Genomic DNA, 22,582 nt, shown 5'->3' on the forward strand with positions numbered 1-22,582 from the left:
TTGCATCAACAAGAGGATCTTGGCCGGGCTTCCTTACCCGGTTCTCATGATTCAGGGTATCGCAACGCCCGCATCCTGGCTATATGCCAGGGGTTGTTCACCTGCGCCATTTCGATCGACCTGACGCTGACTGCGCTGACCGGCTATCAGCTGGCGCCGGACAAGTCATTGGCGACGCTGCCGTTCGCCCTGATCACCGTGGCCGGGGCGGTGGTGACCTGGTTTGCGGCTTTCCTGATCCAGCGGCTGGGACGGCGTCTGAGCTTTGCACTGGGCGCGCTGGCCGGCGCGATCGGTGGGGCGATTTCGGTGTGGTCGGTGTTCCACGGACATTTCTGGAGCTTCTGTATCGGCACCGCCGCCGTCGGCGTGTTCCAGGCCTTCGCCCAGTATTACCGGCTGGCGGCGGCCGACGCGGTGAGCGCCGAATTCAAGAGCCGCGCGATTTCGACCGTGCTGACCGGCGGCGTGATTGCCGCCGTGCTGGGCCCGGCGCTGGCTTCATGGAGCAAGGACTTGTTCCCCACCGCCTTGTTCTCCGGCGCCTACCTGATGGTGGCGTTGCTGAGTCTGTTGTCGATGATCGTCTTGCTGGCGTTCTACCGCGATACCGAAGCGGCCGCTGCCGTGCAGGTTGCTGCGGAACCGGAGTTGCCGGCGCGCGCCACCTCCGAGATTGCACGTCAGCCGGTGTTCGTCGCTGCGCTGGCCAACAACGTGGTCGGCTCGATGGTGATGATGTTCATCATGACTGCGGCACCGCTGGCGGCGGTGGCCTGCCATCACGGCATCGACGACGGCGCCAATATCATCCAGTGGCACCTGGTCGGCATGTATGCGCCGTCCTTCTTTGCCGGCGCGCTGATCAAGCGCTTCGGGCTTGGCCCGATCGTGCTGGCAGGCGTGGCGCTCAACCTGGCATGCGCGCTGATCGCGATGGCGTCGACCAGCCTGCCGGCGTTCTACGTGGCTTTGCTGTGCCTGGGCGTGGGCTGGAATTTCATGTTCGTCGGCGGCACCACCTTGCTGGCGCAGTCGTACCGGCCCAGCGAGCGGGCGCGGGCGCAGGGATTGTCGGAATTTTTGCGCTATGCTGCTACGGCGCTGGCAACGCTGGCCGCCGGGCCCTTGCTGGAACACTACGGCTGGTCGGCGCTCAACCTGGCGATCCTGCCCTTGCTGCTGATCTGCGCGGTCGTCAGCGTGTGGTGGATGCTGGCGAATGCCGCCGCAGCCAGGAATACCGCCGCAAATACTGCAGCGGCAAGCTGAACCCCTAAGAGGACAAGACCATCCATGAAGCCCCGCAATCCCTTGCGCATCGCCTTGCTGGCCTATCCGGGCATGAACCTGATCGACCTCAGCGGGCCTTTGCAAACCTTCGTGAGCGCGGGGCGGGTGGCGGCGTCGGCGGGCGTGAGCGATCCGCGTCCCCTGTATGAAGTGCGGGTGCTGTCGTCGCGCGGCGGCGCCCTGATGACCGGCGCCGGGCTGAGCGTGGAGACCGAAGCGCTGGAGGCGCTCGATCAGCTCGACATCGATACCATCATTGCGCCGGGCGGCAGCGTCGGTGAACGCTTCGACGCCGATCCGGCGCTGGTGGCGTGGATCAAACAGCATGCAGGGCGTACACGGCGGGTGTGTTCGGTCTGCTCCGGCGCCTTTTTGCTGGCGGAGGCAGGGCTGCTGGACGGCAAGCGCGTGACCACGCATTGGGACTGGGCGCTGCGCTTGCAGCAGCAATTCCCTGCGATTGAAGTCGATCCCGAACCGATCTTCATCCGTCAGGGTGACATCTGGACCTCGGCCGGCGTGACGGCCGGGATAGACATGACCCTGGCCCTGGTGGAACAGGATTACGGCCACAAGGTGGCGATTGCGACCGCGCGGCAACTGGTGATGTTCATCAAACGGCCGGGCGGGCAGTCGCAGTTCAGCGTGCCGCTGGTGTCGCAGTCTTCGGAAAACGCCCGTTTCGCCGAGCTGCACGCCTGGATCGCCTCCAATCTCAAGCACGACCTGCGCGTGGAAAACCTCGCCAGTCGCGTCAACATGAGCCCGCGCACCTTCGCCCGCACCTATGTCGCCGAACAGGGCCGCACGCCGGCCAAGACGGTCGAAGCGATGCGCCTGGAAGCCGCCTGCCGCGCGCTGGAGGAAACCGATCTGCCCCTCAAGAGCATCGCCACCGAAACCGGCCACGGCGAAGAGCAGAACCTGCGGCGCGTATTCCAGCGCCAGCTCGGCGTGAGTCCGGCGCAATACCGCAGCCGATTCTCTGCTCACTAAGTCACGCACTGAGCAGCGCACCGAGAATAAACCATCAGGAAATGACGCTGATCCCATCCAGCGTCTTCAACCCCGCCAGCGAATCCAGCCACCACGACAACGCCGGCCCCGCGCGATAGTCGGGCCGGTACACGCACTGGATCGGCAAGGCCATGCCTTCGGGCGAATGCTGCGAGGTCAGTATGCGCACCAGCTTGCCCGACTTCAGGTCATCCTTGACCACGTGCTCCGGCATATAACCCCAGCCCATTGCCGCGCGCAGCAGTGCGTGCTTGGTGCCGAGGTCGCTCATGCGCCATGACAGCCGGGAGTGCACCGAGAAATCCTGGCGCGCCGTCAATTCGCTGCGATCGCTGAGGACCAGTTGCGTCTGCTGCGCCAGCAGCTTGTCCGGAATCCTGCCCTTGATCGCCGCCAGAGGATGCTGCGGTGACACCACGCCGACCACCATCACGCTGGGCAAGGTCACGCGCAGCAGATTGGGCGGCGTGGTTGGCAGCGTGCCGAGGATGCCGAGCATGGCGCGACCATCGATCACGCGCTCGGCCACTGCGCCCAGCGCTTCCACCTCCAGCCGCACCGTCACCGCAGGGAAGGCATCGCGAAAGCGCCGTAGCAGGTCAACCAGGCAATCGGTAGGGAAGAATACGTCCACCGCCAGCGCCACTTCCAGTTCCTGTCCCTGTGAAAACGCGCTGGCACGCACCTGCAGCGAATCGACCTGATCCAATACCTGGCGCGCATCGCGCAGCAGCGCTTCGCCGGCGTCGGTCAGTTGCGGGCGGTAGCCGCTGCGGTCGAACAGGGCGACGTTGAGCTGGCTTTCCAGCGTGCCGATGGCGTAGCTGACCGCCGATTGGGCGCGAGCCAGGACACGGGCGGCAGCCAGGAAGCTGCCGCTGTCGGCCACCTGGACGAACACCCGCAGCTGGTCGAGGGAAAAGCGTTCTATGTTCATGTCGGCAACACTATCTAATAATTAGATAGTGATTATAGAAAAATAATCAATTTCTTGTTGTGATTATTCGCATTATTCTGATCGTGCTTTCTGAAACATCAGTACTCAGCTACAGATCAGATCCACAAATCCAACATTCACAACATTCATTTATTCATTCGAGGGAGTTTCATCATGATCATTTCCAAATCCGCTTTCACCGTCGGCCGCGTCCTGCTGGCATCGCTGTTCGTCATTTCCGGCATCTTCAAGATCATTGGTTTTTCCGGCACCGTCGGTTACATGGGCAGCCTCGGCATCCCCGTCCCGACCGTCGCCGTGATCGTCACGATCCTGGTCGAAGTCGGCGCCGGCCTGCTGTTGCTGACAGGCAGCCGTTTTGCTCGTCCTGCCGCTTTGCTGATCGCCATCTTCACCGTCGGCGCGACACTGGCCGCACACCGTTTCTGGGCTGTCGACGCTGCCGCCATGCAAGGCCAACTGACGAATTTCCTGAAGAACGTGTCCATCATCGGCGGCCTGCTGATCGTCTGGTCGGTGAAGCCTGCCGACGAATGAGCTGACAGGAGCTGATAGGAGCTGAAATAAGCTGATACAGCTGCATCGTTGATAAAACTGCAATAGCAACAATCTGGTAACAAGGTGACGGCGGCACATCCGCTGCCGTCACCTCCGCACCTCACAGGAGAAACACCATGAGCACCACTTTTACCCGCCAGCTGGAACGGCTGGTCAACGGCATCCCGACCCAGGATGGCGCCGGTGTCAGCCTTACCCGTGTGCTGACGCATGATCTGCAACGCCGCCTGGATCCTTTCCTGATGCTGGACGCATTTCATTCGGACAAACCCGACGAATACCTGGCCGGTTTCCCCGACCATCCGCATCGCGGCTTTGAAACCGTGACCTACATGCTGCAAGGGCGCATGCGCCATCGCGACAACGCCGGCAACGAAGGCCTGCTGGAACCGGGCGGCATGCAATGGATGACCGCCGGCCGCGGTCTGGTGCACTCGGAATTGCCGGAGCAGGAAGACGGCCTCATGAGCGGCTTCCAGCTGTGGGTGAACCTGGCCGGACGCGACAAGATGACCACGCCGGGCTACAGCGATATCCCGTCGGCGCAGATTCCCGAAGTGACGCCGCAGGATGGCGTGCAGGTGCGCGTGCTGGCCGGCGAAGCATTCGGCGTCAAGGGTGCGGTGGAACGTCCGACCACGGCGCCGCTGTATCTGGACCTGCAGGTGCAAGCCGACAAACGGCTCGCCTTGCCGATTCCGGCGACGCATAATGCTTTCCTGTATGTGTACGAAGGCGAATTGCTGATCGGACAAGACCAGCGCGTGGCTGCCGCCGGACGCATGGCGATCCTGAGCAACACTGCCGGTGCTGAAGGCGTGGAAATTCAGGCAAGCAAGGACAGCCGCTTCCTGCTGATCTCCGGCGAGCCGCTCAATGAGCCGATCGCGCAATGGGGACCGTTCGTCATGAACACCCGTGAAGAAGTCGAGCAGGCCATCGACGATTTCCGCGCAGGCAAGTTTTAAACCATAACTCTTTGACAAGGAACGCCACATGAGCAGCATTCGTCATCTGATCCACGGCCTAGTGCGCGATATCGGTTTCCCGGTGCGCCGCCTGTTGCCGGCCGCGGCCGCCCGCACGGTCGGACCGTTCGTGTTCTTCGATCACATGGGCCCGGTCGAATTCGACAGCGGCACCACCGAAGGCGACGTCCGTCCGCATCCGCATATCGGCCTGGCGACGGTGACGTATCTGTTTTCCGGCGCCATGATGCATCGCGACAGCCTCGGCGTCGTGCAGCGGATCACGCCGGGCGCCGTCAACTGGATGGCGGCGGGGCGCGGCATCGTTCACTCCGAACGCGTGCCGGATGACATTCGCAACGGCAAGGTGCCGGTGCATGGCCTGCAAATGTGGGTGGCGTTGCCGAAGGACCAGGAGCAGGGCGAAGCGAGCTTCCATCACTATGCGGAAGACGACATGCCGCGTATCGAGGTGGGTGCCGCGAATCTGCATCTGCTGGCCGGCAAAGCCTATGGCCACGAGTCGCCGGTGAAGACCTCCAGCCCCACGCTGTATGTGTGCGGACGCATCAAGGCAGGCGGCACGCTGAACCTGCCGGCCGATTACAGTGAACGTGCGGTATATGTCGTCACCGGCGGCGCGACGCTCGACGGCGAAGCCCTGGAAGCCGGCGTGCTGGCGATCCTGGAGCCGGGTGTCGAGGTATTGCTGACCGCGCAGAGCGACACCCTGTTCATGGTGCTGGGCGGCGAGCCTATCGACGGTCCGCGCTTCGTCTGGTGGAATTTCGTGGCCAGCAGCAAGGAGCTTATCGAAAGCGCCAAGCTGGCGTGGCGGGCGCAGGACCGTGAAGTGTTCGGTGCGATCCCGGGCGAGGTGGAATGGATTCCGTTGCCGGAGAAGTGAGGATTTTGATTGCAGCGCCGGAAAAGAAAAAACGCCCTGATTGCCAGGGCGTTTTTCATTGTGCGCAAGCATTCAGATTGTTCAGGCTTCCTTGCCGCGGATGATCCATACCGGTAGCGGACACTGATGCATGACCTTCTCTGCCACGCTGCCCAGCACCAGTTTGCGGAAACCGGTGCGGCCGTGCGAACCGATCACCACCAGTTCGGCCTTGCTGTCCCTGGCCGCCTTGAGGATGGTGCCGGGAATGTCGCCCAGCGCAACCGGGTCTTCGACCAGGCGGGTTTCGCCGCGCAGGCCGGCCGAGGTGACGCGCGATTTGGCTTGCTCGAGGATGGTCTGGCCGGCGTCGACGACGCTGCCGTGCACACCGGCCGCAGCGCTGAGGCCGGTGTCGTACAGCAGGTGGCTATTGTCGACGACGTGCAGCACTTCGATGGTGCTGCCCAGCGTCTTGGCCAGTTTGATGGCTTCGTCCAGGGCCTGATTGGCAGTATTGCTGCCGTCGACAGGAACGAGGATCTTTGCGTACATGCGGGTGTCCTTAGGGTTTAGATCATGCCGAGGATACGGCCGAGCTCGGCGACGTAGGGGCTGTCCTTGAGGATCGCGCCTTCGACGGAATCCATCAGGTCCTGCGCTGAGTTGCGCGTGTTGCCGATGTGTTCGCGCAAGACCGCGGTTTCGATCTCGGGGCTGTCGAGATGGCTCTTGAGCAAGGCGAAATCTCTGCGCAGCAGTGCGGCTTGCGGCGAGTCCGCAGGAATGTCCTGCAGCGCCTGTTCCAGTTCGGCCAGGATGTGCTTGAGTCGCACGTGGTTGGCATCGTCTTGACGCAGTATGGGGTCTGACATGTCGGCTCCGGGCGTTGGTTGATGGGAATTGATCGGGATTAATTGGGATTAATCGGGATTAATCAAAATTCACGCAAAACTTGTAATTTTGCCAAGTCGTGCGTTGTTGAATATTTAACGGTTCATGATAAGAGATGTAGCGAGTTCGTGCTGGGGAAGGTTCCGGCCTCCACATTTGTTACACTGCGGCAGGCCAGTAATTCATCATTTCATCATTACTTCATCAACTCCAGCATCAGTTGCAGTTCCATCTCCAGCTCTGGTATCAACTCAAGAAAGCATCACCATGAACGATTCCCCTGATTTCCCTGATTCCCTTGTTATAAGCTGGACCGAAGCAGAGGAAAATCGTTCCGCCCGCTGGCGTTCCGAAGCCGGCAATCCTCCGCCGAAAAAGGTCATCGTCGCCGATGATCGCATTCCCGCCGACGTCGCCTACAAGCTGGTCTGCGAAGGCACCGGCCTGCTCTGGCGCGGCGACTTCCAGAATGCGCGACAACTGTTGCAAGCGCTGGCGCGCCGCATCGACAAGCAGGCCGAGCGCAAGTCGGTCAAGACCGCTGACAAGAAAGACAAGAAGGACAAGAAAGCCGCCGTAACCACACCTGCAGCTTCGATCACCCAGACATTCCACCAGCATCGCCAGGCGCAGGCGCAACGCGCGCGTATCCTCGGCATGCTGCTGGTGCCGCTGGAAGCCGACTACGCCATTCCTTTGCGTCGCGCACCCGACGTCAGCCAGGCTTGTGAAGAAGTCTACGGCGCAGGCAAGGAAGCCAGCGTAGCGACCCTGCGCGAAGTGCTCGGCCTGATCGGCGCGCATGAGTGGCGCAAGAAGGGCGTGCCCATTCCGGCGCTGGACGGCAGCATCCATCCGTATTACGGCGTGTTCTCGCCGGTGCGCGGCGAATACATCGATCTGATCGGACGCGCCAACTTGCCGTCCGTACAACTGGCGTTCGACATCGGCACCGGCACCGGCGTGCTGGCGGCCTTGCTGGTAAAGCGCGGCGTCAAGCACATCGTCGCCACCGATCAAAGTGCACGCGCGCTGGAATGCGCGGCGGAGAACCTGAAACGCCTCGGCGTCGACAAGCAGGTCGAACTGGTTACTGCTGATCTGTTCCCGCCGGGCCAGGCGCCGTTGATTGTCTGTAATCCGCCGTGGGTGCCGGCCAAGCCGAGCTCGCCGATCGAACACGCGATCTACGATCCGGACAGCCGCATGCTGCGCGGCTTCCTCGACGGGCTGGCGGCGCATCTGACGCCGAACGGCGAGGGCTGGCTGATCCTGTCCGATTTCGCCGAACACCTGGGCTTGCGTTCGCGCGCTGAATTGCAGGCGATGTTCGACAAGGCAGGGTTGCGTGTCGCGCTGAAGCAAGACATCAAGCCGCGCCATCCGCGCTCCAGCGATGCCGAAGATCCGCTGCATGCGGCGCGTGTGAAGGAAGTGACGTCGCTGTGGGTGTTGAAGGCGAAGTAATAAAAAGAGTCAATGTAAACAATCGATTGCTACCGATAGTTAATGTTTTGTATGAGCTATCGGTGGCTGATTTTATTGTCCGAAAGGCATGTCAATGAAAGCAATTTCTCTCTTCATCGCTTTGACTCTGGGTGCATTGGGCGCGGCGAGCCTGGCCTCGGCACAGCCGCAGCCGCGCCTGCCGTATCCGCTCGGTTACGAACGCCAGGAGCCGGACAAGCCGGTCGTCACCACCAGCGCCAACACCTGCAAGTGTGAAGTGGCCGACACCAGCGGCAGCGCCTGCATGATCTACATGCGCACCAATGCCGGTGAATGGCTGGCGCAGAATGCGCCGCAGACGCGCATGCGTTCATCCAATGACGGTCGTTACTACGACACGCCGTTCGCATTGGCGGCCAGCGCCTGCGCCGGCCGCAAGGTCAATGCCTCGACCGTGAAGGTGCATTGGCTGGACCGCAAAAATGCCATTCTGGAGTGGAAGTGATTTGTGAAGAATCAGGCGTAAACGATTGTTTACGTTTGATTTAATCCCGCCTGCAAGAAGAGCCAATCGCGAAAGCGCATGATCTTCTTGCTGTTCTTTTCGCCCTCGCGATAGCTCAGAAAATGGGTTTCGCGCAGGACCGATTTCAGTTCTCCCCCATCGAGCCGCACCAGTTCGCCGTTAGCGATTTCCTGTTCCGCCAGGCGCGTGCTTTCCAATGCAATCCCGACACTGTTGACGGCCGCCGCCAGCGCCAGCGAGGCGCGGTCGAATGACGGCATCGGCCGTCCCGGCGGCAGCTTCATGCCGTTCAGCGCGAACCAGTCGCTCCAGCGCACCGGATTGAGCGTGGACTGGATCAGGGTCATGCCGGCAATATCGGCCAGCGTCAAGGCGTCGGGTTTGTCCCTGAGCAGCGCGGGCGAACACAGCGGCACGATGGTTTCCGAGCCGATCGCTTCGCTGACGATGCCGGCCCGTTGCGGCGCGCTGCCGTAGGCGATGGCCAGGTCGAGTTCTTCGTGGCGCAGCAGGTCGACCGGCTCGGCGCCTGAGGACATGCTGATGTTGATGTCGGGATACTGCTGCATGAAGCGCGGCAGCCGCGGGCCCAGCCACTTTGTCGCGAAGCTGGGCGAGCAATGCACCGCCAGCGCGTCGCTGCGGCGCGCCGGGCCGAGTTCTTCGCAGGCCGCTTCCATCAGGTCGAAGGCCACTGACAACTGGTCGAGCAGGCGCCGTCCTTCCACCGTCAGTTCGACGCGGCGGAACGAGCGGGTGAACATGGGTTTGCCGAAATAGGTCTCGAGGCCGCGCACCTGGTGGCTGATGGCCGATGGCGAGAGATGCAGTTCTTCGCTGGCCAGCGCAAAACTCTGCAGCCGGGCGGCGGCTTCAAAGGCGCGCAGGGAAAAGAAACTGGGGAGTTTTCGCATCGCGGCTCTGGTGAAGGTTCATGAGGTGAATCAGATTCATCATATTGTGAATACTCGTCATTTGTCAAAGCGCCGGGCTTCTTGGGATGATCACCTCATCAAAAAGATACTAAAACGGAGACCAGCCATGATTGAAGTCGCAGACCGTGCAACATCCACCGCGCCAGCCAAAGCGGCTTTCAGCGCCCTCGACGCCGACGACAAGCGCGTCTCGGTGTACCAACCCGAGCAGCAGGGACTCAAATTTCCGGAGGTGCCGGTATTCGCCACCCACGCCGAAGAACGCCAGCATCGCAAGGAACGCCTGGTCGCCGCCTGCCGCGCCTTCGCCCTGCATGGCCTGGACTACGGCTTTGCCGGCCATCTGACGGTGCGCGATCCGGAATTCCCGGACCTCTACTGGACCAATCCGATGGCGGTGCATTTCTCCCAAGTCAAGCTGTCCAACCTGATCCTCGCCAATCACAAGGGAGAGGTAGTGCAGGGCACTTACGCACTGAACCGCGCCGGCTTCGTGCTGCACGCCGCGGTCCACGAGATGCATCAGGACATCGTCGCCATGTGCCACGCCCACACCGTCTACGGCACCGCCTGGGCGGCGCTGGGACGCCAGCTTGATCCGATCACACAGGACGCGGCGGTGTTCTTTGAAGATCACGTCGTCATCACCGCCGAGGCCGGCGCCGTTGCGGTCAAGGCTGAAGCCGGCAAGTCGGTGGCCGCCGCCTTCGGCAAGAACAAGGCGGCGATCCACCAGAACCACGGGCTGTTCACCGCCAGCCGCCACAGCATCGAAGACGCCGCATTCTGGTTCATCGCGCTGGAACGCTGCTGCCAGGTCCAGCTCATGGTCGAAGCCACCGGCATCAAGCCGACCATGGTGTCGCCGGAGCGCGCCCGCTACAGCCGTGAGAATGTCGGCAACTCCTTCATCGGCTGGCTGCACTTCCAGCCGATTTACGACCAACTGGTGCAGACCAGTCCGGACATGTTCGATTAACTGATTTGTCCTCCGTCGCCCTGATGGGGATTCGCATGCCGGCCATTTCGATGGCCGGCATTTGTCGTTGCCTTAATCAACTTCATTGAAGGAGAACGCCACTCACCACAGCCTCACTGTCGTGCATTTACGTCAAAGAACTCATTTCATCAATAGCCGCGAGTGCGAACGATCCTGTTTGGGATGTAGTGCAAGGCGCGTCGCGCAGCCAAGGGTAGTTCCCTTGGCAAGCGGCGCAACGCAGCAATACGCCCAAACAGGAAGTTCCCGAAGGGTTTGCCCTGAAAGGGCAAACGCATCTCGTGGATATTGGTGAAATGAGTTCTAAATATAACCGCGCACACGCGGATCCATCCGTTCTAACAGAAGGAGCAGGAGACATGACGAAGTTAAGCAGACGCGAATTTCTGATCGCCGGCGCAGCATCGGCTGCCGCCGCCTCGACCGTGGGAGGTGCGGCGTTCGCCGCGCCCACCGCACCCGGCGGCATCGATTACCCGATAGAAAAAGGCGCGACCCTGCGCGTCTTGCGCTGGAAGCGCTTCGTCCAGGGCGACGAGGATTTGTGGAACGAGAACGTCAAGAAATTCACCGAGCTGACTGGCGTCCCGGTGCGCACCGACAGCGAAGGGTTTGAGGACGTGCGGCCCAAGGCGGCGGTGGCGGCCAACGTCGGCAGCGGTCCCGACATCGTGCTGGGCTGGTTCGACGACCCGCACCAGTATCCGACCAAGCTGCTCGACGTCAGCGACCTGGCCAACTCCCTCGGCAGCCGCTATGGCGGCTGGTACGACGTGTTCCAGAAATACGGCAAGAGCAACGGCAAGTGGATCGCCATTCCGCTGGGCGTGATCGGCATCTGCCTGGTGTATCGCGACAGCCAGCTCAAGGCCGCCGGTTTCGAGGCGGTGCCGAAGGACTTGCCCGGTTTCCTCAAGATGGCGCAGGCGCTCAAGGCCAAGAACACGCCGATCGGCTTCGCCCACGGCAAGGCGGTCGGCGACGCCAACAACTACGCCCACTGGCTGCTATGGGCGCATGGCGGCAAGCTGGTCGATGAGCACGGCAGCGTGGTCATCAACTCGGCCGAAACCCGCGCCGCCCTTGAATACGGCAAGCAGCTGTATCAGACCATGGTGCAGGGCACGCTGTCCTGGCAGGATCCGTCCAACAACAAGGCCTATCTGGACGGCCAGGTCAGCTTGACCAACAACGGCATCTCGATCTACTACGCCGCCAAGAATTCGACCGATCCGAAGCTGCTGGAGCTGGCCAAGGACACCCAGCACACGCACTATCCGATCGGCGTCTCGGGTAAGCCGACCGAGCTGATGCAGTTGACCCAGATGATGGCGTTCAAGCACACCAAGTACCCCAATGCGGCCAAGGCTTTCCTGCAATTCATGATGGAGCCGGATCAGTTCAATCCGTGGATGAAGGCGGCCATCGGCTACGTCAGCCAGCCGCTCAAGGCCTATGAAAAGAATCCGGTCTGGACGGCGGACCCCAAGGCCACGCCTTACCGCGACGCCGCCTCGCTGATGTTGGACCACGGCCACGCAGGCCCGCTGGGCCAAGCGTCGGCGGCCTGTCTGGCCGATTACGTGCTGGTCGACATGGTGGCGGAAGCGGCCAGCGGATCGAAGACCGTCCAGCAAGCCATCGACCGGGCGGCCGAGCGCGCCAAGCGGTTCTACAAGACCTGACCCTGAAGTAAGGAGGTGTGGCCGTTGCGGCAAGCGCCGAAGTGGTCACACCAGTCACACCAGTCACGCCGGTCAGGCCGGCTTGTCCATCTCATTCTCGATCCACGCGGTGGCGGACGCATGCTGCGGCTGCCAGCCCAGTTCCTTGCGCGCGCGGACGGCGTGCACACGGCTGTTGGAGCCGAGCGAATAGCGGGCGCGGGCGACGCCCCAGATGGCGATGGCTTGTTCTTCGCTGAGATTCTCGACGGTAGCGATGCCGAGGCGCTTGCTGAGCGCGGCGCCGATGTCGGCGAACGAGGACTCGCCGTTTTCCGCGAAATAGAAGGCGCCGGCGGGCGCCTTTTCCAATGCCAGCAGATACAGCGCGCAGGAATCTTCGATGTGCACGGTCGACCAGCGATTGACGCCGCGACCGACGATGCGCACCACGCCGCTGGCCACGGCCTTGTCCACCAGCGCCGGAATCTGCACGCTGTGCGGCTGCAGGCCGAGGCCTTTGCCGTAGATCAGCGTATTGCAGATCACCACGCCGCGCACGCCTTCGGCCGACAGGATGCGCCGGTCAAGTTCGTAGCGGGAGCGCTTGCCTTCATCGACCACCAGCGGCGTCTCTTCGTCGAAGATGGTCGGATTCAGTGCGTTGCCGGCGACGGCGTCGCCGATCACGCTGGAGCCGCTTGTGTGCAGCAAGGGTTTGCCGCTACCGGCAAGTCCTTCAATCAGCGCTTCGATGGCGTCGCGATGGTCGCTGCTGGCGCAATTGATGACGGCGTCGGCGGCACGCGCCTCGCGAATCAATACGTCGCGGTCGTCGAGATCACCCTGGACCGCTTCCACGCCCAGCCGCGTCAGTGCGTCGGCCTTGCGCATGTCGCGCACCAGCCCGCGCACGCTGTGGCCGGCTTTGATCAGGTGGACTGCAATCGAGCCGCCGACGTAGCCGGTCGCGCCCGTAATAAAGACTTTCATGTGATTTCCCCGGTATCCGATGCGGAACTGTAACGCGTTTTGCGCGCGGATGCCCGGGCAGGCAAGGTGGTATCAGTCGCCGTCGTCGTCCGAACCGAATTGACGGCGCAACGCCAGTTGCTGGCGTTCGCGGGCTCCCTTGTTGCGTTCGAAATTGGCAGCGTTCACCTGGGCTTGGTCACGGGCGTGTTCGTAGACGAGTCGCTCCAGCGGCGTTCGCTCGCATCCGCTTAATCCTGCCAAGCAGAGCAGCACCAGCAACAGGCCAAATAGTGATCGCATTTTTCCATCCGTCGGCATGAATATCGGTCAGGTATGCCGGCGTTGTCATGCATGCGGATCAGTCGCCCGGATGGGGCGGAGACGCGCAGCGGATCGGGTGGATCGCCTTGGGCCGGCGTCGCGCGCGGTGATGAGGCGGAACGGCGCGGACTGCGATGATGGTAGTGCCGATGAGAAAGAAAATATGTCGGGAGAATCGTACAAATGCGGTGGATTATTTTGATGCTTTAATGCAATTTTCGGCCGGGATTTATTCCAGCGAAATCAGCCCATGATGGATGGAGAATTTGACCAAGCTGGGCAGGTCGCTGACACCGATTTTTTGCATCAGCCGGCTGCGGTAGGTTTCGATTGATTTGGGCGAGAGCGACAGCATGGCCGCTACCTGCGCACTGGAGTGGCCTTCCGCCACCAGTTGCAGCACTTCCCGTTCGCGCGTGCTCAGGGCGTCCAACGGTCCGGCGGCGCGGCTCTCCAGCAGGTAGTCGTCGACCACGGTGTCGGAGATCTTCTGGCTCAGATAGCGTTGTCCGCTCTGCACGATGCGGATGGCATTGACCAGTTCGGAGCCGGCCGAATTCTTCAGCAGGTAACCGCGCGCGCCGGCCTGCAGGGCGCGGAAGATGTGTTCCTTGGTGGCGTACATCGACAGCATGATGGTCTTGACGGCGGGCGCCACGTCGCGCAGCAGTAGCGCCGCCTCGATGCCGTTCAGGTTCGGCATGGCGATGTCCATGATGACGACATCGGGATGCAGCTGCTCGATCTCCTTGACGGCCTGGCGGCCGTCGCTGCCGGAGCCGACCACGGTGATGTCGCTGTGCACTTGCAGCATCACCGCCAGCCCGTCGCGCACGATGGTGTGGTCGTCGGCGATATAGATGCGGATCGGCGCGGTCACAGTTCCACCGCCACTTCGATGCAGGTGCCCTTGCCGGGCTCGGAGATGATCTTCAGGTGGCCGCCCAGGGCTTGCGCGCGCTCGCGCATGGAGACCAGGCCCCAGGTCGGTTTCAGCTTGTGGTCGCGCTGCTTGTTGAGGACGAAGCCGACGCCGTCGTCCATGATCGTCAGCGTCACCGAGGTCGGCAGGATGTTGAGCATGACCTCGACATTGGTGGCGCGTGCGTGTTTGGCAATATTGGTGATGGCGCCCTGGGCGATGCGGAACAGCGAAATTTCCAGCTCCGGCTCCAGCCGGTCGGCGATGCCGTAGACATCCACCGTAAACCGGAAGCCGGAGCGCTCGGCAAACAATTCGCACTGCCAGCGCAGCGCGGCTTCCAGGCCGTAGTCGTCCAGCACCGGCGGCCGAAGCTCGGCCATGAGTCGGCGCACGGCGTCGGTGGTGTCGTCCAGCAGCACGATGGAATCCTTCAGGCGCGCGGCCATGCCGGCCGACGGATGGTCATTGGCGCCGGCAATTTCTCCGCTCATGATGGTCATGTTGATGCTCAATGCCGCCAGGGCCGAGCCGATGGTGTCGTGCAGCTCCTGGGCAAAGCGCCGTCGCTCGGCTTCTTCCACTCGAGCCAGCTCGCGCGAAACGTCGCGCAGTTCGCGCGTCAGCGCCAGCAGGTTTTCTTCGGACTGCTTGCGTTCGGTGATATCGACGTGCGACCCCTGCAGCAGGATCGCCTTGCCGTTTTCATCGAGCATGGCCATGGAGCGCGACAGCATCCAGCGGAAGGTGCCGTCGCGGTGACGCATGCGGTATTCGATTTCCAGCGACTCCTGCGGCGAGGCCAGGTAAGCACGCGTCAGCGTTACGGCGCGCTCGACGTCGTCGGGGTGCAGCCGTGCGGTCCATTCCTCCATGCCGTCGTCGATTTCGTGATCGGCGTAGCCGATCTGCCGCTTCCATTCCGGCGAGAAGTAGAAATGGTCGGTGCGCAGGTTCCAGTTCCACAGCCCGGTATTGGATGCGCTGACGGCGAGCTTGAGCTGGCCCAGCGTGAACTCCAGCTGGGCGGTGCGTTTGAAGATGCCTTTTTCGAGTTCGTGGTGACGCTTTTCCAGCGCTTCTTCCGCTTCTTTGCGCTCGGTGATTTCGCGCAGGAAGGTGACCACGCCGATGCAGCCGGCGCCGCGATTGACCATGATCGGACTGGCGCTGACTTCCAGCCAGCAGAAGCGTCCGTCCTGCCGTGTCATGCCCATCATGATATTGCTGACCGGCTGCTGCGTTGTCTGTGCGACAACCATCGGATAATCTTTATCGGCGAACGAAGTGCCGTCGCTGCGCATGGCCTTGCGGGTATGGAGCAGGGCGGCGACGCCTTGTATTTCCTGCATTTGCTGTTTGCTGCATTCAAGAATGCTTTCGGCGACGCCGTTGCAATCGAACACCGAGCCGTCCGCATGCTGCATGACAATGCCGTCCGTAAACGCATCTACCAGCGCCCGGTAGAGGTCATTTTTTTTAAGGCAATCGTCATCTGCCGGTGTGCAACTCAGACTGTTCATCTCGCGTGTCAGGATCGTTTTTGTTTTTTGTGATGCAGGAGTTTTCAAGGCTGGATCTGCGGTCTCGACGCGACCCATGTTTTATTCAGTTTTTCTTGTGCGTCAGCATACCGCAGAGCCGGGCGCTTTCGTACGGTTTGAAAAAATACCATCATGTCAATCCGATAACGAATGCAGACCGTCAACCGGTTGTGCGCTGCGCGCACCCATGCCCATGTTTTCGGAAATGCTGTCGCCCCATTCGAAGGCTTCTTTCTGCACGCTGTAAAACTCGTCGGCGGAAAGCTGGAACTCGGCCAGCAATTCGGTGCGCCGCGCGGCACTCAGCAGCTCGGGTTTTTCGCTGGCCTCCGCCAGTTGCAGCAGGCCGCCATAGAATCCCAAACGCGACAGCAGCGCCTCGCGCACTTCGATCGACACGCCGATCTGGGCGAGGATGTCGGCGATGTCCTGGTTCAGCAGGGCGTCAGTCAGCGACAGCACGCCGACCATGAATGCGGTGTCCGAGCGGCTGGAGCGACGCGGCTGGACCTTTTGCGCCAGCAGTTCGCATAGCTTGCCGCGCGTGGCCGCCAGGATCATCAGCGGCGAGGACGCGTTGCGGCCGTTGTCCGGATTGGCGTACAGCAGGATCTGCAACCAGCGTTTCAGCTGACGGTCTCCGAGCACCAGCAGCGCCTGGCCGAGCGAAGCGATATGGCGGCGGAAACCGTACATCGGCGTGTTCACCAGACGCAGCAGCATCAGGCTCAGTGCGATGTCCTTCTTGATGAAGCGCACGATCTCGTAGTTGTTGGCGCCCTTGATGACCAGCGCCAGTATCTGCATGATCAGGATGCTGGAGGCGTTCAGTTTTTTACCGTGCAGCACGTCGGGCCGGGCGAAATAATAACCTTGGTAATAGTCGAATCCGTATTCGCTGCAAAGCCTGAACTTCTCCGAGGTTTCCACTTTCTCGGCCAGCAGCTTCTTGCCCTTTTGCCGCAGGCTGTGGCTGAGTGTCGCGAGTTCATCGTCAGGCATGTCCAGCACATCCACCTTGACGATGCCGGCCACGCGCATGAGCAGGTCGGTGCGGTCCGACTCCTGCACGACGTCGTCGATGGCGAACATATACCCGGCCTCGGACAGCGCCTCGATGCGTTGCATCAGCGGCAGCGTCAGTTCGACGGTCTCGAGTATCTCCAGGATCACGTGCTCCCTGGGCAGCACGTAGATGGCGTCGCTCAGCAGGATGGCGGCGTCGACATTGATGAACGCCACCAGCGATCCGATCACATTGTGCAGGCCGAGTTCGGCGGCGTGCTCGATGACGGCGGCGGTCGCTGCGGCGTCATCGGTAACGGTCGCGTAATTGGCCGAGCTGTTGCGGAACAGCAGTTCGTAGCCGATCAACTCTTGCCGGATGTTCAGCACCGGTTGACGCGCCAGGAAAAAATCCTTCGCGCCCAGATACTGAACCTCCCTGTTCAATGCTGCTGCAGCCATATGCCCGTCCTTCCTCATTCGCTTTTAGGTGTTGTTGGAGTGCGATATCAATGCATCTTCGGCAGTCATGAAGTCCTGCAACGCGCTTCGGTAGACGGAGTCGGTCGTCAAAGCAATCGCTTTCCCGGGCGATGGTGTCGTGGGGATGGACTTGTGCTCGGGCAACTATAGCAACGTGATTTGGCTTTGTATGTCGGGAAACCTTGATTGCATGCGTGCAATCGGGATATAGCGAGGGGGACAGCAGGAGGGGATTCTTCTTTCAGCGGCCGAGGAGAAGCTTGCCGCCAAGGGCGATGAGCAGCAGGCCCATGGTCGCCTCGACGGCGGTTTTGGCCCTGGCATAAATGCGCAGCGCCGCCCGATGCGAGAACAGCACCGCCAATCCGCAATACCAGCCGGCCGACACCAGTGTCGCCATGACGACGATGGCGGCGTAGAACCAGAGCGGGGCGGATGACGGCACCATGACCGTGAAAATGCTGCCGTAGAAGCCGATTGATTTTGGATTGGTCATGCTCACGAGGAAGGCCTTGCGCGCTGCCGCCATGCCGTCGGCATTACCGCCGGCGGACTTCTTCAAGGGCTTGGCCGCGCCCATCACCATCTTGACGCCGAGCCAGATCAGATAGGCGGCGCCGGCGATTTGCACGGCGGTGTGGACCAGCGGGAAATGCGTGGTGATCAGACCGAGGCCTGCGACCGCCAGCAGCACCCAGGTGCAGGAAGCTGCCGCCAGGCCGAGACCGGTCAGGATGCCGGCGCGGCGCGATACCGTCATGGCGGTCGAGGTGACGAGCGCGAAGTTCGGACCGGGACTCAGGACGCTGAGGAAGAGTATGCCGGTGATGGCCAGCAATTGCAGTGCATGGGTCATCAGCTCGGAATTCATGGCTTGGCCGTATCCAGACCGCGCTGCACGCGCCACGACAAGGGCAGCGTCAGCAGCAGGAGTGCCGCCAGCGTCATGGTCGCAACGGGGATGCCGGCGACGTCGCCGAGATAGCCGAACAAGACCGGCGCCAGCGCGCCGCCGCCGATGGTGCCGGTGTAGAACAGCGCGAACGCGTGGTCGCGCTTGTCCGGTCCGGCCAGCTCCGGAACGACGCCGTACAGCACGGAGGAAGTGCCGTTCAGCGCCAGTCCCAGCAGCGGCAACATCAGCATCAGGCCGGACAGCGGCAACCATATCGCCGCCAGTATCAGCAAGGCGGTCGCCGACTCGGTCAGCCAGACGGTCTTCATCATGCCGATGCGAGCGCCCAGGTAACCGCACAGCAGTTTGCCGAAAGCACCGCCGACGAACAGCAGCGACAACGCGATGCCGATGCCGGCAGTGCCCGCGCCTTTGCTTTTCAGCAGGAACGGCAGGAAAGTCAGGAAACCCATGCGCACCGCGCTGTCCAGTGTGCCGGTGAATTGCAGGGCGAGCAGGCCGCCCGGTGAGCCGGCGCCGGTGACGGTGCGGGCTGTCTTTGTTTTGATGGAGGTGGCGTCGCTGCCCGCCGGGATCAACCACCACAGCATGGCCGCAGCAGCCAGGCCGAGCAGACCGATCAGCGTCGCGCTGGTCTCCCAGCTGACCACTACCAGCAAGAGTCCGACCAGTCCGGGAATGAGCGTCTTGCCGATGTCGCCGGCAAAGTTGTATTGCGCCAGCGCTTCCTTGACGCCGCCGCCGTGTTCGTGCGCATCGGTCACCAGCGACGACGCCAGCGGATGCTGGGTGCTGGCGCCGAGTCCGCCCAGCAGCAGTGCCACAAGCAGGACGGACAAACCGCCGGCCTGGCCGGCGATCAGGTAGGCGCATCCGGCCAGCGCGGTGCCGCCGATCAGCATGCGTTCACGGCCCCAGCGCCGCGCCAGGCGGCTTGCCAGCAATTGAAAGCCGGCCATCATGCCGGAATAGGACCCGCGCAACAATCCGACCATGGCGTAGCTGATCGAGAACTGCGATTGCCAGATCGGCAACAAGACATAGATGACGTCGGTCAGGCCGTCGTGCACGGCATGCGCGCTGCAGGCGGCGATCAGCGAGCGGCGACGGCGTGCGCCGTCATCCGGAAGGTCGGAATCGCGGGACGTCGTGGCGATATTCAGTTCATTCATGTTTGCCTGGCGGCGAGCGGAAGAATGGAGGGAGCGGAATGTCGCCAGTTTACTAGCGCACGAAGATTCCTGCCGAGCGCACTCAGTCGCCGCGCTTAGTCACCACGTTTGGCCACCAGCGCACCTTCAATCTTGTGCTTCGCCAGTGAAGCGGCGACAAAGCCGGAGGCCTTCACGTCTTCCACGAAATCGGCGAGATAGCTTGCGGCAGCTTCACCGCGCGCTTTCGGCACGCCCATGGCCTGGCGGATCACCATGAAGCGCTGGTCGAGGATGCGCAGGCCGCCGGCCTTGGCGGCATCGTGTTCAAGTTGCTGTTTGACGCCCGCCGCCACGCTCAGGTTCTGGTCGAGGAAGCCTTGGACGACAGCCGGCGAAGTCGGTATCCGCACGATCGTCGCGCTCTTGAGTTCGCGCGTCAGGAACAGGTCATAGGCGCTGCCGTTGCCGACCGCGACGGTGATGCCGGGCTGATCGACTTGGGCATTGCTGGTGATCGGCGAAGCCGTACGCACGGCGTAATAGCCTTCGATCAGGACGTACGGGCCGGTGAAACTGATCTCTTGCGCGCGCTTGGGATCGACTGCGAAGAAGCCGATGTCGGCCTTGTCCTGCTCGATGTTTTCCACCGAAGCGCCGGCCGATTTGACCGCGACCAGTTGCAGGGGCACGCCGAGACGCCGCGCCAGTTCTGTCGCCAGGTCCACCGAGACGCCGACCGGTTTGCCGGTGTTCGCATCCAGGCTGGCCAGCACCGGATTGCCGAGATTGATCGAGGCGCGCAGGGTCCCGCCGGGTGCAAAGAGGGCGGCGTTTTCCTGTTGGCTTTTTTGCTGCATGGCGGCTCCTGATGTTTGCGCGTGTGCGCCTGGATTGAGGGTGAAGCTCAAGGGGATAAGCGCGGACAGCAGCAGATATTTCAGCGACGCTGCCGGCATGCGGGTGGTGATCGATGATGATGTTTTCATATTGCTTTTCTTCTCGTCTGGAATTTGTTTTGTATTTTATGCCGGGCCGTCCGACTGCGCGGGAAAGCTCAGCACCACCATGAAGCTGCCCGCGCCGCTATAACCGAAGCGCAACTGGCCGCCATGCGCGCGCATGACTTCTTCGACGATCGACAGTCCCAGGCTCGCGCCCATGCGTTCGCCGCTGCGTGGGGAAAATGGCTTGCGGATGCGTTCCCAGTCGGCTTCCGGAATACCGGGGCCGTCGTCGATGACGCGCAGTTCGATCTGCGCCTCCTTGCGTTCCAGCTGCACGTGCAGGAAGCTGGCGGCGCCGTATTGCAAAGCATTCCCGAGCACGTTCTTGACCGCTTCGCGCAGGCTGATGGCGTCGCCCATGATCAGGCAGGGTTGCTCGGGCGCTTCCATGGCGAGGTCAAGCAGGCGCTCCTGATGCGACAGCATGTCGGCCATTTCCTGGCGCACAAGCTGGGCCAGGTCGATGCTTTCCGGTGCGGCGGTATCGCTGCGGTGCTGCACCATCGCATGGTTGATCAGCTGATTGACCAGTGCCCCGAGTTGGCGGGTGCGGGTGCGCAGGCGGTCCAGATGATGGCGGCGGCCTTCGTCGTCATGCTGCGCCGACAGCAATTCCATCTGCGAAATCAGCGCCGTCACCGGCGTGCGCAACTGATGCGCCGCGTCGCCGATCACGCGGCGCATGGTGGCGCGATGCACCGCCAGCCGCTGCATGAACGCATTGATCGAGCTGACCAGTGCATGCGTCTCGACCGGCACCGTAATCGACAGCGGCGACAGGTCGTTGAGGTCGCGCTCGCGGATTGCGGCTTCGATTTTCTTGAGCGGCGAGAGCGCCTGGTAGAGCGTGAACATGGCGGCAATCAGCGTCAGCACACCCATCGCCAGGATCACCAGCAGGGCGCGCGTACCGACGCTCTTGGCGAAGGACATGCGCGCGTTGTTGGTCTGCGCCAGCACGATCACGGCCCAGGGATGATCGCCCGCCACCGGCATGCGGCGACCGATGACGGCCATGCGCACGGGCGTGTCGAGATAGGCGCCATCCTGCAGCAGCGGACCGTCTTCCAGTTTGTTCCAGGGAATCTCGGGCTTGAAATCCGGGTCGCCCGCGACGGTGCGGCCATCGGGATCGATCACGACATAGAACACCTGGTCGCCGGCGGTGAGCATCGAAAATGCCGCGAGCGGCACGTCTACGTTGACGGCGCCGTTCTGGTACCAGGTGTTTTCGGCGATCTGCAGGGCGCTGCCGGACAGGATGCGGTCGTAGGCTTCGTTGGCCGCCAGCTGGGTGGAAATCCAGATGGCGATCAGCAGCACCGCCGAGCTGATGCTGAGCACGATGCCCACGCGCATCACCAGGCGCGTATAGAGCGAGCGGCCGGCGACGATCATGGTGGCGGAAGCGTCGAGGCGGTGGTGGTGGCAGTGGCACCCGCCGGCAGCAGCACCAGCTGGTAGCCGAGTCCGCGCAGGGTGCGGATTTCAAAACCGGCGCCGGCCAGCTTCTTGCGCAGGCGGCCGACGTATTGCTCGACGGTGTTGGCGTTGGGCGTGTCGTCGACGCTGAACAGCCGGTCGATCAGTTCATCCTTGCCGAAGATGCGGCCCGGGCGCGCCGCGATGATTTCGAGCAGGGTGACTTCGCGCCGCGTCAGTTCCAGCGGCCGGCCGTCCAGCACCGCCGTGCGGCTCTTGCGATCGATGGTCAGGTTGGCGCAGTTGAGCAGGTTGGTGGCCTCACCACCGCTGCGGCGCAGCAGGACGCGGATGCGCGCTTCCAGCTCGCGGAAGTCGAAAGGCTTGATCAGGTAGTCGTCGGCTCCCAGGTCGAGTGCACGCACGCGCTCTTCGATTTCGGCGCAGGCGGTCAGCATCAGCACCGGCGTGGACAGGCCTTTTTCGCGCACGCGCGTGAGCAGGGAGAAACCGTCCTGCTGCGGCAGCATGACGTCGAGGATGATCAGGTCGTAAGGATCGGTGACCAGCCGGGCGGCGTCGTTGCCCTTGCTTTGCCAGTCCACTGTGTGGCCGATGCGCGACAGGTGGGCGACGATCGCTTCGGCGACGTCGGCCGTGTCTTCGACCAGGAGTATGCGCATGATGA

23 protein-coding genes are annotated in these 22,582 nt (G+C 62.3%); 9 read left to right on the top strand and 14 right to left on the bottom strand.

Annotated features, from left to right (window positions below; all coding sequences use genetic code 11):
- Entirely contained in the window at positions 1 to 1,272 is a 1,272-nt protein-coding gene (locus tag E4P32_RS05280) for an MFS transporter (RefSeq protein ID WP_116432928.1), read from the top strand.
- A 24-nt stretch (positions 1,273 to 1,296) separates the two neighbouring features.
- On the top strand, positions 1,297 to 2,289 hold the full coding sequence (locus E4P32_RS05285; RefSeq protein ID WP_116432927.1) for a GlxA family transcriptional regulator: 993 nt from the start codon (positions 1,297 to 1,299) through the stop codon (positions 2,287 to 2,289).
- Positions 2,290 to 2,323: 34 nt separating this feature from the next.
- On the opposite strand, the gene E4P32_RS05290 is transcribed toward E4P32_RS05285, so the two are convergent.
- The gene (locus E4P32_RS05290) at positions 2,324 to 3,247 is read right to left on the bottom strand and encodes a LysR family transcriptional regulator (protein WP_116432926.1); all 924 of its coding nucleotides are present in this window, start codon (positions 3,245 to 3,247) and stop codon (positions 2,324 to 2,326) included.
- Between the two features lie 174 nt (positions 3,248 to 3,421).
- Here E4P32_RS05290 and E4P32_RS05295 point away from each other — a divergent pair, with 174 nt between their 5' ends.
- The 3 genes from E4P32_RS05295 to E4P32_RS05305 all read left to right on the top strand — a co-directional run bounded on the left by E4P32_RS05295 (position 3,422) and on the right by E4P32_RS05305 (position 5,701).
- The gene (locus E4P32_RS05295; protein WP_116432925.1) at positions 3,422 to 3,805 is read left to right on the top strand and encodes a DoxX family protein; all 384 of its coding nucleotides are present in this window, start codon (positions 3,422 to 3,424) and stop codon (positions 3,803 to 3,805) included.
- Positions 3,806 to 3,942: 137 nt separating this feature from the next.
- Positions 3,943 to 4,794, top strand: a complete 852-nt coding sequence (locus E4P32_RS05300) for a pirin family protein (RefSeq protein WP_116432924.1) — start codon at positions 3,943 to 3,945, stop codon at positions 4,792 to 4,794.
- A gap of 28 nt (positions 4,795 to 4,822) precedes the next feature.
- Positions 4,823 to 5,701 carry a pirin family protein gene (locus E4P32_RS05305; RefSeq protein ID WP_116432923.1) on the top strand — a complete coding sequence of 293 codons (879 nt, stop codon included), beginning with the start codon at positions 4,823 to 4,825 and terminating at the stop codon, positions 5,699 to 5,701.
- Between the two features lie 81 nt (positions 5,702 to 5,782).
- On the opposite strand, the gene E4P32_RS05310 is transcribed toward E4P32_RS05305, so the two are convergent.
- Positions 5,783 to 6,235, bottom strand: a complete 453-nt coding sequence (locus E4P32_RS05310) for a universal stress protein (protein ID WP_116432922.1) — start codon at positions 6,233 to 6,235, stop codon at positions 5,783 to 5,785.
- A 17-nt stretch (positions 6,236 to 6,252) separates the two neighbouring features.
- Positions 6,253 to 6,555, bottom strand: a complete 303-nt coding sequence (locus tag E4P32_RS05315) for a hypothetical protein (protein WP_116432921.1) — start codon at positions 6,553 to 6,555, stop codon at positions 6,253 to 6,255.
- Between the two features lie 286 nt (positions 6,556 to 6,841).
- Between E4P32_RS05315 and E4P32_RS05320 the strand changes: the two genes are divergently transcribed.
- Together E4P32_RS05320 and E4P32_RS05325 are read left to right on the top strand one after the other, a co-directional pair.
- Positions 6,842 to 8,041 (top strand): class I SAM-dependent methyltransferase, encoded by a 1,200-nt coding sequence (locus E4P32_RS05320; RefSeq protein ID WP_116432920.1) that lies wholly within the window; start codon positions 6,842 to 6,844, stop codon positions 8,039 to 8,041.
- Between the two features lie 94 nt (positions 8,042 to 8,135).
- Positions 8,136 to 8,528: a hypothetical protein gene (locus tag E4P32_RS05325; RefSeq protein ID WP_116432919.1), complete on the top strand. Its 393-nt coding sequence runs from the start codon at positions 8,136 to 8,138 to the stop codon at positions 8,526 to 8,528.
- 29 nt (positions 8,529 to 8,557) lie between these two features.
- Here E4P32_RS05325 and E4P32_RS05330 read toward each other — a convergent pair whose 3' ends face one another.
- A complete protein-coding gene (locus tag E4P32_RS05330) occupies positions 8,558 to 9,463 on the bottom strand; it encodes a LysR substrate-binding domain-containing protein (RefSeq protein ID WP_116432918.1) in 906 nt (301 codons plus the stop codon).
- Positions 9,464 to 9,590: 127 nt separating this feature from the next.
- Here E4P32_RS05330 and E4P32_RS05335 point away from each other — a divergent pair, with 127 nt between their 5' ends.
- Together E4P32_RS05335 and E4P32_RS05340 are read left to right on the top strand one after the other, a co-directional pair.
- Positions 9,591 to 10,463 (top strand): class II aldolase/adducin family protein, encoded by an 873-nt coding sequence (locus E4P32_RS05335; protein ID WP_116432917.1) that lies wholly within the window; start codon positions 9,591 to 9,593, stop codon positions 10,461 to 10,463.
- Positions 10,464 to 10,843: 380 nt separating this feature from the next.
- Positions 10,844 to 12,169 carry an extracellular solute-binding protein gene (locus tag E4P32_RS05340; protein WP_116432916.1) on the top strand — a complete coding sequence of 442 codons (1,326 nt, stop codon included), beginning with the start codon at positions 10,844 to 10,846 and terminating at the stop codon, positions 12,167 to 12,169.
- Between the two features lie 72 nt (positions 12,170 to 12,241).
- Here the strand turns inward: E4P32_RS05340 and E4P32_RS05345 are convergent, their stop codons facing one another.
- The 10 genes from E4P32_RS05345 to E4P32_RS05390 form a co-directional block, all read right to left on the bottom strand.
- On the bottom strand, positions 12,242 to 13,141 hold the full coding sequence (locus tag E4P32_RS05345) for an NAD-dependent epimerase/dehydratase family protein (protein ID WP_116432915.1): 900 nt from the start codon (positions 13,139 to 13,141) through the stop codon (positions 12,242 to 12,244).
- Between the two features lie 72 nt (positions 13,142 to 13,213).
- Entirely contained in the window at positions 13,214 to 13,423 is a 210-nt protein-coding gene (locus E4P32_RS05350) for a hypothetical protein (protein WP_135008706.1), read from the bottom strand.
- A 250-nt stretch (positions 13,424 to 13,673) separates the two neighbouring features.
- Positions 13,674 to 14,324, bottom strand: coding sequence for a response regulator transcription factor (locus E4P32_RS05355; RefSeq protein ID WP_116432913.1), 651 nt, complete (start codon positions 14,322 to 14,324; stop codon positions 13,674 to 13,676).
- A complete protein-coding gene (locus E4P32_RS05360; protein WP_348533503.1) occupies positions 14,321 to 15,967 on the bottom strand; it encodes a PAS domain S-box protein in 1,647 nt (548 codons plus the stop codon). Before E4P32_RS05360 ends, E4P32_RS05355 begins: the two co-directional genes overlap by 4 nt.
- Positions 15,968 to 16,045: 78 nt before the next feature.
- Positions 16,046 to 17,377, bottom strand: coding sequence for an EAL domain-containing protein (locus tag E4P32_RS05365; protein WP_116432911.1), 1,332 nt, complete (start codon positions 17,375 to 17,377; stop codon positions 16,046 to 16,048).
- A 262-nt stretch (positions 17,378 to 17,639) separates the two neighbouring features.
- On the bottom strand, positions 17,640 to 18,269 hold the full coding sequence (locus E4P32_RS05370) for a LysE family transporter (protein WP_233526560.1): 630 nt from the start codon (positions 18,267 to 18,269) through the stop codon (positions 17,640 to 17,642).
- On the bottom strand, positions 18,266 to 19,486 hold the full coding sequence (locus E4P32_RS05375; RefSeq protein WP_116432910.1) for an MFS transporter: 1,221 nt from the start codon (positions 19,484 to 19,486) through the stop codon (positions 18,266 to 18,268). Before E4P32_RS05375 ends, E4P32_RS05370 begins: the two co-directional genes overlap by 4 nt.
- 95 nt (positions 19,487 to 19,581) lie before the next feature.
- Entirely contained in the window at positions 19,582 to 20,325 is a 744-nt protein-coding gene (locus tag E4P32_RS05380) for an ABC transporter substrate-binding protein (protein ID WP_233526610.1), read from the bottom strand.
- A gap of 165 nt (positions 20,326 to 20,490) precedes the next feature.
- Complete coding sequence (locus E4P32_RS05385) at positions 20,491 to 21,870, bottom strand: sensor histidine kinase N-terminal domain-containing protein (RefSeq protein WP_116432908.1); 1,380 nt, start codon at positions 21,868 to 21,870, stop codon at positions 20,491 to 20,493.
- Positions 21,867 to 22,577 (bottom strand): response regulator transcription factor, encoded by a 711-nt coding sequence (locus E4P32_RS05390; protein ID WP_116432907.1) that lies wholly within the window; start codon positions 22,575 to 22,577, stop codon positions 21,867 to 21,869. Before E4P32_RS05390 ends, E4P32_RS05385 begins: the two co-directional genes overlap by 4 nt.
- Between the last annotated feature and the right edge of the window lie 5 nt (positions 22,578 to 22,582).

The organism is Herbaspirillum sp. 3R11 (assembly GCF_004563925.1).
Classification (GTDB): domain Bacteria; phylum Pseudomonadota; class Gammaproteobacteria; order Burkholderiales; family Burkholderiaceae_D; genus Herbaspirillum.